The organism is Pandoraea fibrosis (assembly GCF_000807775.2).
Classification (GTDB): Bacteria; Pseudomonadota; Gammaproteobacteria; order Burkholderiales; family Burkholderiaceae; genus Pandoraea; species Pandoraea fibrosis.
Genome location: NZ_CP047385.1, coordinates 3321644 through 3336069 on the forward strand (window position 1 = coordinate 3321644; position 14426 = coordinate 3336069).

The following is a 14426-nucleotide window of genomic DNA, read 5'->3' on the forward strand; positions in this document are numbered from 1 at the left end:
CGCCGATTATTCGTGAGAATGCTGCCCGGACGAGGCACGCCCGCAATGCACGTCGTCATGCCCATCCGGGCACTCCCCATCTTCGATCTGAATCGTGGCGTGCTCGACATTGAAGCGCGTCGCCAGCCGCTGTTGCACCGCAGTCATGGCATCGCTCGCGCTCACCCCGAGGGCCGGCACCGCGTGCAGGGTAATCATGTGACGCTCGCCCGTAATCGACCACGCATGAATGTGGTGAACGCTCCGCACTTCGGTGACCGTCGACTCCAGATCCGTCTTGATGTCATTCGGGTTGAGCGAGTCGGGCGTGCCTTCGAGCAGAATATGTGCGGACGACTTCACGATCCCCCACGCGCTCTTCAGGATGATCACTGCCACGAAGATCGATAGCAGCGGGTCGATTGGCATCCAGCCCGTGAGAAGAATGACGCCGGCTGCGACAGTGGCTGCCGCCGAGCCCAGCATGTCGCCCAGCACGTGAAGCCACGCGCCGCGCATGTTCAGGTTCTCGCGGTTGCCGCCATGCAGCACCATGAACGCGGCAATATTCGCAAGCAGTCCCGCAAATGCCACGATGAGCATTGTCTTGCCGACAATCGGTACGGGTGCCGTAAAACGCCGGATTGCCTCGATCACGATCCATGCGGCGATGACGAAAAGCGCGCAGCCATTCACGAACGCTGCCAGCACTTCAAGCCGCTTGTAACCATACGTCAGTTGCAAGGTTGCCGGCCGCTTGCCGTAATGGATGGCGATCCAACTGAAAGCGAGTGCAGCGGCGTCGCTCACCATATGACCGGCATCGGCCAGCAGCGCCAGCGAGCCCGAGAGCAGGCCCCCGACGATCTCGACGATCATGAATAGCGCGATGAGCACGAAGGCAATGCCGATCCGTTTCTGATCGGTCACACCGTCGGCATGGCTATGCCCCGCGTGGCGATGTCCTGCGTGCGCGTGACCATGCCCTTCGTGGCTATGGTGGTGTGTGTCGTACGGTGAGTTTGGCATGGCTCGCCTCGCGTCGGGATGGCAGGATTGTAATCCTGCCTCGCCGATCGCGTGCCTTGCCGTCTTAGACCGCCGGACCCAGTTCGGCGAGCAGTGTCTTGAGTGGTGTGGCGGGGTCGGCCAGACGAGCCGGATCGATCACCGCACGGCGGCCCACGAGTTCGCGCGCGGCGAGAAACTCCTGAGCGCGGTTGATGCTCGCCGCCGCGACGACCGCGCCATCGCGCAGATAGAACAGCATGAAAACGGCCGCCCCTTGCGCGTCGGGCAAGCGGCGTTCGACCACGGCATCGTGACCCTCGGTCATGCCAACCATCTGCAACTTCGCATTGAACTGGTCGGACCAGAACCACGGCGCCGTTGCGACGGCTTTCGGGGTGTCGCCGTGCACCACGCTCGCCGCGACTTTGGCCATTTCGCTGGCGCTCGGCACCGATTCCAGACGGATACGACGGCCCAGCGCCGGGTGTTCGTGATGTGCACAATCGCCTACTGCCAGAATGGCCGGATCGCTCGTGCGAGCAAATTCGTCCACGACGATGCCGTTGTCCACGGCCAGACCGGCCGCTTGTGCGAGCTCCGTGTTAGGGATCAGACCGATGCCGACGACCACGACGTCGGCCGACAGACGCTTGTCACCCGCCACGACTGCCACGACTTGACCGGCAGCGTCCTGCTCGAGCGCCGTCACCCCTACGCCGACCTGCACGTCCACACCGTTTTCGCGGTGCAGCGTAGCAAAGAACTCGGCGAGATCGGCTTCCGCCACACGCGCCAGCAGACGCGGGGCGGCTTCGAGCACAGTCACGCTGGCGCCTGCCTTGACAGCGCTTGCCGCCACTTCCAGACCGATGTAACCACCTCCGACCACAATCACACGCTTGCCCGGCGCGAGCGCTTCGCGCAGGCGCTGTGCATCGGCAATGTTGCGCAGGTAGTAGACGTTCGGGGCGTCGCCGCCAGGGATGGGCAACGGGCGAACACGACCGCCGAGCGCCAGCACCAGATGGTCGTAGCCGAGCGTCTGAGCGTCGTCGAACGTGACGGTGCGTGCGGCCCGGTCGATGGCCGTCGCCGTGACCCCGAGGCGCACGTCGATCTCGGCCTTCTCCCAGGCGTCGGCGGGACGAATCAGCAGGCTGGCTTCGTCGGCCTGGCCGGCCAGAAAGGCCTTCGAGAGCGGCGGGCGACGGTAGGGAAGGTGCGTTTCGCTGCCGGCGAGCACGATGCGGCCGGTGTAACCGAGTTGACGCAGTGCGAGAGCGGTTTCGCCGCCGGCCTGACCGGCGCCAAGAATGACAGTGGTAGAAGTAGCTTCGGACATGAGGATGAGTGGGAGAGAATTCGGCCGTCAGTGTAATGCATCGGCGCACGGGGGCGTCTTGAATACCGCGAGGATGGCCGTTCCGTCAGGTGATTTGGCGCGATGCAGCGCAGCTTCGCACTGCCCGGAGACCGACCCGAATCCGGGGTGTTTGGTCAGGTAAAACCTTCGTCGCAAAGCTGTCTGTCAAGGATTTATGCGGGTTCTCGGCCGGTTTTTTCCGACTTGCATGGCTTCCCGAATTAAGGCGTAGAGTCATTTCGTCGCGCAACAGTGCCGCACACGGAGGAGACGCCATGTCCTGGACACGTGAACAGAAGCATGTGGTAACGGCAAGCTATCTTGGGTGGACGCTGGACGCGTTCGATTTCTTCCTGATGGTGTTCGTACTCAAGGACATCGCGAAGGAGTTCAACACCGAACTCGGCAGCGTGGCATTTGCGCTGCTGCTCACGCTGGCCATGCGTCCGGTGGGTGCCTTTATCTTCGGTCGCCTGGGCGACAAATTCGGGCGACGACCGGCCATGATGGCGAGCGTGCTGCTCTATGCCTTGCTTGAACTGGCCTCGGGCTTTGCGCCAAGCCTGACCGTGCTGCTGATCCTGCGTGCGCTGTTCGGGATTGCGATGGGCGGCGAGTGGGGTGTGGGCGCGGCGCTCACGATGGAGAGCGTGCCGACACATTCGCGCGGCATCGTCTCGGGCCTGCTGCAGGCGGGCTACCCCAGCGGGTACCTGCTGGCTTCGGTGGTCTACGGCCTTTTCTACGACAGCATTGGTTGGCGCGGCATGTTCTTCGTCGGCGTGTTGCCGGCGTTGCTCGTGCTCTACATCCGGCGGCATGTGCCGGAGTCGCCTGCCTGGAAGCGCGGTGCGGTGGAGCGCGCGGCCCCGCGTGCCAACTTCGTGCAGGTGCTGACGCGGGACTGGAAGCTGGCGCTGTATGCCATTGTGCTGATGACCGCCTTTAACTTCTTCTCGCACGGCACGCAGGACCTGTATCCGACCTTCCTGCAAGTGCAGCACAAGTTCGACACGCATACCGTGAGCTGGATCGCGATCACATACAACATCGGCGCAATCATCGGCGGGCTGTTTTTTGGTGCACTTTCCGAGAAAATCGGCCGTCGCCGGGCGATCATCATCGCCGCGCTCATCGCACTGCCGGTGCTTCCGTTGTGGGCATTCTCCAGCGGTGCCGTGCTGCTCGCGATCGGTGCTTTCCTGATGCAGATCTCGGTGCAAGGTGCTTGGGGGGTGATCCCGGCGCACCTGAACGAGTTGTCGCCCGACGAGATTCGCGCGACGTTCCCGGGACTCGTCTACCAGCTCGGGAATCTGTTCGCGTCGGTCAACGGCAACCTGCAGGCGAGCATTGCCAAGGCGCATGACGGCAATTTCGGTCTGGCGATGGCGCTCGTGGCTGGCATCGTGGCTGTCGTGATCGCCGTGATGATCTATTTCGGACGTGAACGGCGCGGCGTGGTGCTGGGCACGGGCGCCGAAGGTGCGGCAGCCGGTGGGTTGCCACCGGGCGCGTCGACGGTGCGCTAGGCGGCGTGAGCGCATGGTGATGGCGTAATGCGATGCGCCGCGATGGGCGCCCACGCCGGGGTGTCAGCGTTTTTTGTCCGGCGTTGCGAAGAACACCATTTCGACTTGCTTGAGCAGCGCAGGGCCGAACGCCTCGCCGCCGACTTCCGGCGCGATCAATTGCATCAGCACAGGAGAGCCGGGCGGCGGATGCAGCGCGTTCACGAGCAGGCAGAAGTACATCTCCGGATGCTCGGCGCGCACGACCCCCGCCGCAATGCCCTCGGTAATCAACGGCGCCAGGCATTCATAGACCGGCATGACCAGATGCCGATGCAGGATCGCGCCACGCTCGCCGGTTTCCGCCGCGTGCTGGGAAATGAACGCCTTGTGCTCCGGGTGATGGATGGCATGCGTGGCGATGACGGCAATCGCTTCCTTGAGCCGATCGGTCACGGAGCGCGACTTGTCCAGCGAGAGGGCGCACAACCGCTCGCCCGGTTCCGCCAGTGCGGCTTCGAGCGCATCGACGCATGCCCGCCATAACTGTTCCTTCGAGCCGAAATGCACGCGTACCAGGCTGGCGTCGACTTTCGCTGCGCGCGCAATGCCGCGCAGGTTGGCGCCGTCGTAGCCGAGCTGGGCGAAGGCGTGGATGGCCGCGCTCAGCAACGCTGCACGGCCGTCTGGCAGGTGTTTGGGCCGTCGGCCCCGGGTAATCGGTGTGGCTGTCATCGTCGGGCAACATCTTGCGCGGGGCGTACCGGCGGCGCGGCCGCGTCCGGCGCCTGTGGCGGCACCACCGTTGAAGGTGACGCAGGCCCGGCGGCGTCGGATGTCGGTTCCGGCGGCACCCCCATCGCATAAAACAGGAGCGCAGTATCCGACAAACGCGCGCCGGTTGCACGTACTGTCGTCATATAGGCGTTCCAGTACTGCTGTTCGCGTGCCCGCACGGCCGAGACGGGCAGCGCGCCCAGCCGCACGCGCGCCGCCGTGTCGCGATAGATCTGCTCGGCCGCCGCGCTCGAATTGTCGGCATGTAGCAGCGACGTGTTGTCCGCTTCGAGCGACGCCAGCGTGTCGGCCACATTCTTGAATGCGGTGAGTACGGTCTGTTTGTACTGGTCGACGGCGGCCTCATAGGTTTCCTTGGCTGCGCGTCGCTGGGCAAGCAGCGCACCGCCGTGGAAGAGAGGCTGCGTGAGCGACCCGGCAATGCTCCAGAGCGACCCGGCGTTCGACATCACGGTGGGCCAGTTGAAGCCGCCTTTGCCCATCGACGCTGTGAGCGACAGGCTCGGAAACATCTGCGCTGTCGCGACGCCCACTTCGGCCGACGCCGCCTTCAACGCCATTTCGGCCGCCTGAATGTCCGGGCGCGTCTGCAACAGTGTGGACGGCACGGCCACCGGTACCTTCTCCGGCACCTTCAACTCGCCCAGCGAGAGATCGTCGGGTGCCTGATCCGGGGTGCGGCCGAGCAGCACTGCCAGCGCGTGGCGAGTGGACTGCCATTGCGCCCGCAAGCCCGGTAGCGACGCCGCGAGCGATTCCGCGTTCTGTGCCGATGCCAGCGCATCGGATCGCGATACCGCGCCGAGGGCTTCGCGTCGCGCCATATCGGTGGCATCGGCCTGCGCGAGTTCGACGAGCCGCTCGGTCGCCTTGACCTGCGCGCCAAGCACCGAGGCACTAATGGCGCCGGAGACAATGTTCGCAGCGAGCGCCTGACGCGCCGATTCCAACTGAAACGCCTGTTGATCGACCTGCGCCGCCAGCGAGGCGTTTGCAAAGCGCGAGGCGCCGAAGAAATCGAACGTGTAGCGCGCCTGAATCTGTCCGACGAACATGTTGTAGAGCGCGGTCGGCGGCCCGAACGTCGGAATCCCCAGATTGCGCTCGCGCGCCGCTTCGCCGCCGATATCGATCGACGGGAAGAGCGACGAACCGATTTGCGCTTTCAACTGCTCGCGTGCTGCCTGCAACGCATGGTTGGCGGACGACAGGTTGGGACTGTTACGCAGCCCTTCGTCCACGAGCGCGTTGAGCTTGTCCGAGCGATAGGCCTGCCACCACGCTTTCACCGGTGCAGCGCCCACATCGAATTGCTGCGATGTGCCCTGGGCACTGACGGTGTTCGTGGGCAACGCCTTCACGCCGTAGTGCGCGGGCGAGGGCATTGCGGGCGGCTTGTCGCTGGGCGCGAAGGCGCAGCCGGCCAGCACGAGTGGCACCAGCGCGGCGAGGGGCGAGAGGCGCGCGACGAGAGGACGGCGCGAGCGCCGACGTAGGGCGAGGCGCGTCATGAGCGATCTCCTTGCGAACTGCCTGACGACGTATTGTCGGCCTGCGGCGCGCGCTCGTGGTGACGCACGCGGAACGCCGTGGCATACAACGCCGGCAGGAAAAACACAGTCAGGATGGTGGCGCTGGTGATGCCCCCCATCAGTGCGGTGGCCATCGGGCCGAAGAAGTTGCTGCGCAGCAGCGGAATCAGTGCCAGCACGGCGGCGGCTGCGGTGAGCGTGATCGGGCGGAAGCGTCGCACGGTGGCGCTCACGATGGCGTCGAAGCGCGGGTGGCCGGCCGCGATGTCCTGCTCGATCTGATCGACCAGAATCACCGAGTTGCGCATGATGATGCCGAACATCGCAATCACCCCCAGCATGGCAACGAAGCCGAACGGTTTGCCGAACAACAGCAACGTGGCCACCACACCGATCATGCCGAGCGGGGCGGTGAGCACCACCAGCATGGTGCGCGCGAAGCTCTGGAGCTGGATCATCAGCAGCGTGAGCACCGCAATGATCATGATCGGCATCTGCGCGTTGATCGACGATTGTCCCTTGCCGGACTCCTCGACCGATCCGCCGATCTCGATGCGATAGCCGACCGGCAGCGCGCGGCGAATGTCGTCCAGCTTCTTGTAGACGGCCTCGGTCACGTCGATCCCTTGCTTACCGGCACGCACGTCCGAGCGCACGGTAATGGTCGGTTGACGGTCACGTTCCCAGATCACGCCGTATTCCAGATCGTTCACCACATGGCCGAGCGTGGCTAGCGGCACCGGTCCGTTCGGCGTGGGCATCGCGAGGGTGGCGATCTTCGCCGGGTCGACGCGTTCCGCTTTCGGTGCACGCAATGTAATGGCGATCAGCTTGTCGCGTTCGCGATACTGGCTGATGTCGTAACCCGTGAGCGTCATGGCGATGAAGTTCGCGATGTCCGTCGAACTCACGCCCAGCGCGCGGGCCTTCTGCTGATCGACTTCGAAGCGCACCGAGCGTTGCGACGGCTCGTCCCAGTCGAACTGCACGTCGACCGTGTCGCCGTTGGCTCGCATGACGTCCGCCACTTGCTCGGAGATCTTGCGCACCGTGCCGATGTCGTCGCCGCTCACGCGGAATTGCACCGGAAAGCCGACCGGCGGCCCGTTTTCCAGTCGCGACAGACGCGTGCGCACGCCGGGCATGGCTTCACGCAACTTCGGCTCGAGCCATTGTGCGAGCGCCTCGCGCGCTTCCACGGACTTGGCGGTGATCACCAGTTGTGCAAAGTTCGGCGTGGGCAATTGCTGGTCGAGCGGCAGGTAAAAGCGCGGTGCCCCCGTGCCGACGAAGCTCACCGTATGGTCGATTTCCTTGCGGCCTTCGAGGATTTTCTCCAGACGTTCCGTCTCGCGAAGCGTCGCCTGGTATGACGCGCCTTCCTGCAAACGAAGATCGACCATCAATTCCGGCCGGTCGGAACTCGGGAAGAACTGTTGCGGCACAAGCGAGAAGCCGGCCATCGAGATCAGGAACAGCACCACGGTGATGACGAGTACGACGATCTTGCGCTCGATGCACCACGTCAGCCAGCCGCGCAGGCGGTTGTAGAACTTCGTGTCGTAGACCTCATGCTCGTGATCGTCGCCGTGATGCGCTTCGCGCGGGCGCTCCGGCAGCAGCTTGTAACCGAGCAGCGGAATGAGGACAACGGCAGCCAGCCACGACGCGAGCAGCGCGATGGCCGAGACCTCGAAGATCGAGCGCGTGTATTCGCCGGTGCTCGACTTGGCGAGCGCAATGGGCAGGAAGCCCGATACGGTCACCAGCGTGCCGGTCAGCATCGGGAACGCCGTGCTGGTGTAGGCGAAGGCCGCCGCGCGTTTTCGATTCCAGCCCTGCGCGAGCTTCACCGCCATCATTTCGACGGCGATGATGGCGTCGTCCACCAGCAACCCGAGCGCCAGAATCAGTGTGCCGAGCGACACCTTGTGCAGGCCGATGTCGAAGATGTACATGAACAGCGAGGTGACGGCGAGCACGACCGGAATCGAAATCACCACCACCATGCCGGTGCGGAATCCCAGCGAGACAAGGCTCACGATCAGCACGATGGCGACGGCTTCGGCCACGGCTTCCAGGAAGTCGTCGACCGAATGCGAGACGGATTGCGACATGCTCGCCACTTCCGTCAGCGTGAGACCGGCCGGCAACTGGGCGCGCAGATCGCCCATCGTGCTGGCCAGCGCCTTGCCGAGGTGCACGACGTCCTGCCCCTTCTGCATGGTGATGCCGATGCCGAGTACGGGTTTGCCGCCGAAGCGCATTTCCGACACGGGCGGATCGACATAGCCTCGCTTGATCGTGGCGATGTCGCCCAGACGGAAGGTGCGGTTGTTCACCCGAATGAGCGTGTCGGCGAGTTCATCGACATTGCGGAACTGGCCGCTCGGGCGCACGACCAGCCGATCGTTGGGCGTTTCGACGGTGCCCGCCGCAGAGACCGCGTTCTGAGCGCCCACGGCCTGCGCAATCTGATTCGGCGAGATGCCAAGGCGCGTCAACTGCGTATTGTTGATCTCGACGTAGATGCGCTGGTCCTGATCGCCGAAGTAATCGACCTTCGCCACGCCGGGCACGCGCAGGAGCACGGTGCGCAGCGCGTCGGCGTAGTCGCGCAACTGGGCCGGGCCGAAGCCGTCGCCTTCCAGCGTGAAGATATGCGTGTAGACGTCGCCGAACTCGTCGTTGAAGAACGGCCCTTGTACGCCTTGCGGCAAGGTGTAGGCGATATCGCCGACCTTCTTGCGAACCTGGTACCACTCCTCAGGGACTTCGCTCGCGGGCGCCGAATCCTTCATCGAGAAGAACAGCAACGACTCGCCCGGGCGCGAATAGCTGCGCTGGAAGTCGATGGACGGCATTTCCTGAAGCTTGCGCGCAATCCGGTCGGTGACCTGTTCCTGCACCTGTTTGGCCGTCGCGCCCGGCCAGAACGTGCGGATCACCATCACTCGGAACGTGAACGGCGGATCTTCCGATTGTGCGAGGCGCGAGTACGCGAGAATGCCGAATATCGTGGCCATCCCGATCAGGAAGACCATGAGTGCGCGGTGACGAAGCGCCCAGGCGGAGAGGTTGAAACGCCCCTCTTCGTGGCGGTAGTCCTGCGGCTCAGTCGTTGGCTCGGCGGATGGCTGGGGCACGGGCGGCTTCCCGTCCTGCGTGCTCATGACGCGATATCCTCGGCGTGCAGGGGCGGAATCACGCGGACTTTTTCGCCGGCCGTGACGGTGTGGACACCTTGCCAGACGATGCGCTCGCCGGGTTGGATGCCGCCGGCGACCGTCACGGTGCGCTCACCGTATCGGGCGATTTTCACGCGTCGAAGCACCAGTGTGTCGTCTTGCTTCACCACCCACACGGCCGGTTGGTTGCCATCGTGGAAGAGTGCGGTCGACGGCAGCGTGATGGGCTGAGCGTCGGCTACGGTCGTCTGTGCTGCCGATGCTGGAGCGCCTGATGCCGGTGCCGCAGCCACAAACGGTTGGGCGAACGCCACGTTGGCCGTCATGCCGAGCTTGACGTCCGGTCCGGGGGACAGCAGTGAGAGCTTGGCGCGATAGGTGCGACTCATGGGATCGGCCGCCGGGGCGATTTCGCGCACGCGCGCCTGCCACGTCTTGCCGGGCACTGCCGGCAGCGTGACGGTCGCGGTCTGCCCAATACGGAAAGCACTGAGGGCGACTTCGGGCACGTCGGCAATCACGTCGACATCGCCCGTCCATGCCAATTGATACACCGGCTGACCGGCACTGACGTTCTGGCCCGTATCCGCCTGCTCGGCGGTAATGACGCCGTCGCGATCCGCCTTGAGATTGCCGTAGCTCAACTGATCGCCCGCCAAGGCGGCTTGCTGGCTTGCCTGATTGCGCTGCGCCAGCGCGCTCGCGTAAGCGTTCTCGGATTGTTCGAGTTGCGCCGGCGCGATCAGGTTTTCCCGTGCCTGCGCACGATCGCGAGTGACGGTTTGCGTCGCGTAATCCAATTGGTGCTGTGCGGCGTCGAGCTGCGCGCGGGCACTGGCCGCGTTCTTCGAGAGATCCGCAGGATCGAGGCGCGCGACGACCTGTCCCGCTTTCACGGCGTCGCCAAGCCGCACCGACCGGTCGATGATCTTGCCTGCGACGCGAAACGACAGGGGGGTGGCGTAGCGGGCCTCGATTTGCGCGGGCAGCGACGCGATTGGCGTCTGCTCGGCAAGCTTGGCCGCAACGGCCACGACCGGGCGCGGTGGCGCCTCCGGCGGGGCTTTGCGCGAACAGGCCGCCAACGATGCGGCGGCGATGGCGGTAGTGGCAATGGCCAGCGCAAGCCGGCGGCGGCGTGGGGCGGTATCGGGCAGAAGAGGCATCATGCGCTCGTGACTCTCAAAGTGAGACATCCGGGAGACAAGACAACGAGTTCGCGACACGTTCGCCGGGCAAGCGGAAAGGGCAGCATGACCGGCAAAACGACGCGATCCGGAAAAAATCTACGGGCGATGATATATGGATTGCCAACGCCCTGCAACGGGGCGTTGCAGGGAAATTTCGATCCCCTATGACTATCGATAGGGGCGCGTCATTGGAATGTTTTTGACGGCCGGAGAAAGGCCAACCGGCGAATTATTTTGGAGTACGATTCCTATGGAGCGTACACGCGGCGCATCCCGGTCTTGCCTACCAAACGCAATGTGACAAAGGCGAGGCGCTGCGGGCCCAGGGGAAGGGGCGTCCGGGAAAAATTGTCATATCCGAGGAACATTGTCGCGCGCATTGAGTCGCACTGGGGCCAGTTGCAACGACTGGCGACATCGTAGCGAAGACCCCCGGCATTTCATGACGTACACGGCACTGCAAGCGCAGGCCGCCGGCGAGCCTTTCGCGCAGGCAGTGCAGTGTTGGCACGGGCGCTTGACCGAGATCAAGCGAAGGGCACGTCAGGGGGCTTACGCAGCAGCAAGTCGGAAGTTCGGGACTATGCTGGATGTATCCGAAGTTTAACGATCGACGTTAACCAGAGACGGATAGCCATGACAACACGAATAGCATTGGTCACAGGAGGCATGGGCGGTTTGGGCGAGGCGATCAGCATGCGTCTTGTCGATGCCGGATACCGCGTCGCGGTGACCTGTTCCCCCACGAATCAGGACTGCGACGGCTGGGTCGGGCGTATGCGCGAGACCGGCCGCGACTTTGCCGCCTATCGTGTCGACGTCGCCGACTTCGCGTCTTGCGAGGCCTGTGCAAAAGCCGTCGAATCTGACACGGGGCCGGTGGACATTCTCATCAACAATGCGGGAATTACGCGCGACGCCACGATGCGCAAGATGACTGCCGAAGATTGGCAGTCGGTATTGCGCACGGATCTGGATAGCGTGTTCAACATGACCCGGCCGCTCTTTGGCGGGATGGTCGCGCGCGGCTGGGGCCGTGTCATCAACATCTCGTCGGTCAATGGCAGCCGCGGCGCCTTCGGGCAGGCGAATTACGCTGCCGCGAAGGCGGGCATGCACGGTTTTACCAAGGCGCTGGCGCTCGAAGTCGCCAAGGCGGGGGTCACGGTGAACACGATCTCGCCGGGGTATCTCGCGACAAAGATGGTGACGGCGGTGCCGCAGGAAGTGCTCGAATCGCGCATTCTCCCGCAGATTCCGGTCGGTCGATTGGGGCAGCCGGACGAAGTGGCTGCGCTGGTCGCCTTTCTCGTGTCGGACGACGCAGGTTTCATCACCGGCAGCAACCTTGCCATCAACGGTGGCATGCATATGGAGTAACGCGCAGCGACAGCGCATCGGCCAGCTAACCCACTATTCAGGAGATTCACGATGTCAAAGGAAACGAACCCGGCACTGACGTTGGTCAAACTCGGTACCGCGAGCGCGTTGGGCGCTTATGGCATTTTTCTCGAAGCTGCGCAACGCACGCATCAGTTGCAGGCGGCGCGTGACGGCGAACTGCTCAAGGCGCATGCCGAAGCGGCCAAGTCGCTGGGTGGCGCGAAGGACTTCAATGCGCTCTTCACCGCGCATCTGCAACTCCTCAACGGTCAGCTAGCGCAGCAAAACGAGTTCTGGCGGGAGTGGCTGGCGGTGTGTGCCAACAATCAACTGCTGTGGGCCGAGCATTGCCGCAAAACGGGCGAAGAGCTTCAGCACGGCATGGCGGGCGCGATGACACTGCCCGATCTGATGGGCGTCGGCACCTCTGCGGGGGAAGCGGCGAGGGCGGCTGAAGCGCCTCTGCAGAAGTGGTTCCAGGCGTTCAACGACGCCACGCAAGGCACCATGGATGCATGGCGTCGCATGTCGACGGAAGCCGCACAGGCAACCGAGGCGGCCGTATCACAGCAGTCGCCGCTCAACGGCCGTGTGCCGCCCAAGCGTGGCGGCGCTCACGCTCATCGCTCCAGCACGTAAGTTCCGGGCGCGTCGGCCAGCGTCCGTGCTGGCGGCCAGGGGGCGGCAACGGATTTGCCGCTGCCCTGCGCCAGAAGCCAGGCCTGCCACGCCGGCCACCACGAGCTTTGCATGGCAGGTGTCGCCGCGAACCAATCTTCCGGTGCGCGATAGGCAGTCCCCGCTGCACGCGTTGCTACCCGGTGGTGACTGCGCGCGTGTCCCGGCTCGCACACTACGCCGACGTTATGCCCGCCCGAGACGAGGGCGAACGTGAGATCGCCGTGGTACAGCAAATGCATCTTGTAGACGGAGCGCCACGGCGAAATGTGGTCGCGCTCGGTCGCCACGACGAACATCGGTACGCGAATATCCGACAGCGCCACAGGCTGGCCGCCGACCTGAAGCGTTCCTGTCGCCAGCGCATTGTTCAGATATAGCTCGCGCAGGCACTGGCTATGCAGCCGCGCCGGAATGCGCGTCGTGTCGGCATTCCATACAGTGAAGTCTGTCGTCTGGGCCGGCTTGCCGAGCAGATAGTCGCGCATGAGCCGTGACCAGATCAGATCGCGCGAATTGAGTAGTTGAAACGTCCCCGCGAGTTGTTCCCCGCCGATGAAACCCTGACGCCACATCATCGCTTCCAGATACGCCACCTGACTCGCATCGATGAACAGGCCCAACTCGCCCGGTTCGCTGAAGTCGGTCTGCGCCGCGAGCAACGTAACGCTGGCGAGTGGATTGTGCCCCTTGTCCTTGCCGTTCTCGCGCGCCAGTGTCGCGGCCGCGATGGCGAGCAGCGTGCCCCCGAGACAATAGCCGCACGCGTGCACCGGTGCGTTGTGCGTCAGACGACGCACCTCGCGCAACGCCGTGAGCAACCCTTCGTTCAGATAATCTTCCAGCCCGCGGTCGCGAGCCTCCGGGCCGGGGTTGTGCCATGACACCATGAAGACGCTATGGCCCTGTGCGACGAGATAGCGCACGAGGGAGTGCTGAGCTTCCAGATCGAGGATGTAGTACTTCAGCAGCCACGACGGCACGATCAGGATTGGCTCGCGCCACGTCTGCGGTTGGGTCGGCGCGTATTGCAGCAATTCGAAATACGCATTGCGATAGACGACTTTGCCGGGCGTCGCGGCGATCTCGTGACCGACACGAAACGCCTTGCATGCCTCGGGCCCCGCTCCCGGCGCGTGGCCCGCCGCCATGTCGTGCAAGTCGGACCACCAGCGTTGCGCCCCCTGGATCAGGCTTTGGCCTTGCGTCTCACGCAGGGTGGAGAGCACTTCAGGATTCAGGCACCCGAGGTTGCTTGGCGAGAAGACGTCGAGCCATTGCCTCGCCATGAAACGCACCACGTCGCGGTGATGCGGATCGACGCCGGGAATGTCTCCGGTCATCTCGTCGACGAAATGTTGAGTGCGCAGAAAGCGATCGCGCCACCAGGAAAACGGCGGGTTGTCCCACAGGGGATCGCGAAAGCGCCGGTCTGCCTCGGGTGGTCCGCTGACTGACGTCGACTGAGCTGCCGCCGGTTTGTCGATAGCGGCAAAGGCTTTGAAAACATTGAGTTGATGGCCGGGGGCCGTGGCGGCGTGCATTGCCCAGTCCGCCCACGCGAGCGCCACGGCGGCCGGCGAGACGTTGCCTGTGAAGCGTGCGGTCGTGGCCATCGCCGCCCGGTCGAGGTGATCGGTGAACGTTGCCGTTGAGGGCAGCGGCGCAGCCGCGGGTGGCGCCGATGGCTGATGCGGCGTGGGACTGGCCGCAGGCATGGGCGCTGCGCCGTTCGGTGCAGCACGGCGCGTTCGCGGGCGGGTTGTCTTGGACGCGCCCCGCGCACGCGATGC

General features: G+C 64.3%; 10 protein-coding genes. 3 read left to right on the plus strand and 7 right to left on the minus strand.

Features of this window, described 5'->3' with window-relative positions; translation table 11 throughout:
- Positions 1-6: 6 nt before the first annotated feature.
- Positions 7-1008: a cation diffusion facilitator family transporter gene (locus tag PI93_RS14660; RefSeq protein ID WP_080759010.1), complete on the minus strand. Its 1002-nt coding sequence runs from the start codon at positions 1006-1008 to the stop codon at positions 7-9.
- Positions 1009-1072: 64 nt separating this feature from the next.
- On the minus strand, positions 1073-2332 hold the full coding sequence (locus tag PI93_RS14665; RefSeq protein ID WP_039365867.1) for an NAD(P)/FAD-dependent oxidoreductase: 1260 nt from the start codon (positions 2330-2332) through the stop codon (positions 1073-1075).
- Positions 2333-2628: 296 nt separating this feature from the next.
- On the opposite strand from PI93_RS14665, the gene PI93_RS14670 reads away from it, so the two are divergent.
- Positions 2629-3885, plus strand: a complete 1257-nt coding sequence (locus tag PI93_RS14670; protein ID WP_052240382.1) for an MFS transporter — start codon at positions 2629-2631, stop codon at positions 3883-3885.
- A 63-nt stretch (positions 3886-3948) separates the two neighbouring features.
- On the opposite strand, the gene PI93_RS14675 is transcribed toward PI93_RS14670, so the two are convergent.
- Genes PI93_RS14675 through PI93_RS14690 form a run of 4 tightly spaced genes read right to left on the minus strand, consistent with a single transcriptional unit; the run spans position 3949 to position 10548 of the window.
- Positions 3949-4599, minus strand: coding sequence for a TetR/AcrR family transcriptional regulator (locus tag PI93_RS14675; protein WP_080759009.1), 651 nt, complete (start codon positions 4597-4599; stop codon positions 3949-3951).
- A complete protein-coding gene (locus PI93_RS14680) occupies positions 4596-6173 on the minus strand; it encodes an efflux transporter outer membrane subunit (protein WP_080759008.1) in 1578 nt (525 codons plus the stop codon). Before PI93_RS14680 ends, PI93_RS14675 begins: the two co-directional genes overlap by 4 nt.
- Positions 6170-9367, minus strand: coding sequence for an efflux RND transporter permease subunit (locus PI93_RS14685; RefSeq protein ID WP_052240380.1), 3198 nt, complete (start codon positions 9365-9367; stop codon positions 6170-6172). The genes PI93_RS14680 and PI93_RS14685 overlap by 4 nt, the downstream gene beginning before the upstream one ends.
- Positions 9364-10548: an efflux RND transporter periplasmic adaptor subunit gene (locus PI93_RS14690; protein ID WP_039366161.1), complete on the minus strand. Its 1185-nt coding sequence runs from the start codon at positions 10546-10548 to the stop codon at positions 9364-9366. Before PI93_RS14690 ends, PI93_RS14685 begins: the two co-directional genes overlap by 4 nt.
- 660 nt (positions 10549-11208) lie before the next feature.
- On the opposite strand from PI93_RS14690, the gene phbB reads away from it, so the two are divergent.
- Both phbB and PI93_RS14700 read left to right on the plus strand, forming a co-directional pair.
- Positions 11209-11952 carry an acetoacetyl-CoA reductase gene (phbB, locus tag PI93_RS14695; RefSeq protein ID WP_039365865.1) on the plus strand — a complete coding sequence of 248 codons (744 nt, stop codon included), beginning with the start codon at positions 11209-11211 and terminating at the stop codon, positions 11950-11952.
- Positions 11953-12003: 51 nt separating this feature from the next.
- The gene (locus PI93_RS14700) at positions 12004-12594 is read left to right on the plus strand and encodes a hypothetical protein (protein WP_039365863.1); all 591 of its coding nucleotides are present in this window, start codon (positions 12004-12006) and stop codon (positions 12592-12594) included.
- On the opposite strand, the gene PI93_RS14705 is transcribed toward PI93_RS14700, so the two are convergent.
- On the minus strand, positions 12576-14351 hold the full coding sequence (locus PI93_RS14705) for a PHA/PHB synthase family protein (RefSeq protein ID WP_039366159.1): 1776 nt from the start codon (positions 14349-14351) through the stop codon (positions 12576-12578). The genes PI93_RS14700 and PI93_RS14705 overlap by 19 nt on opposite strands.
- Between the last annotated feature and the right edge of the window lie 75 nt (positions 14352-14426).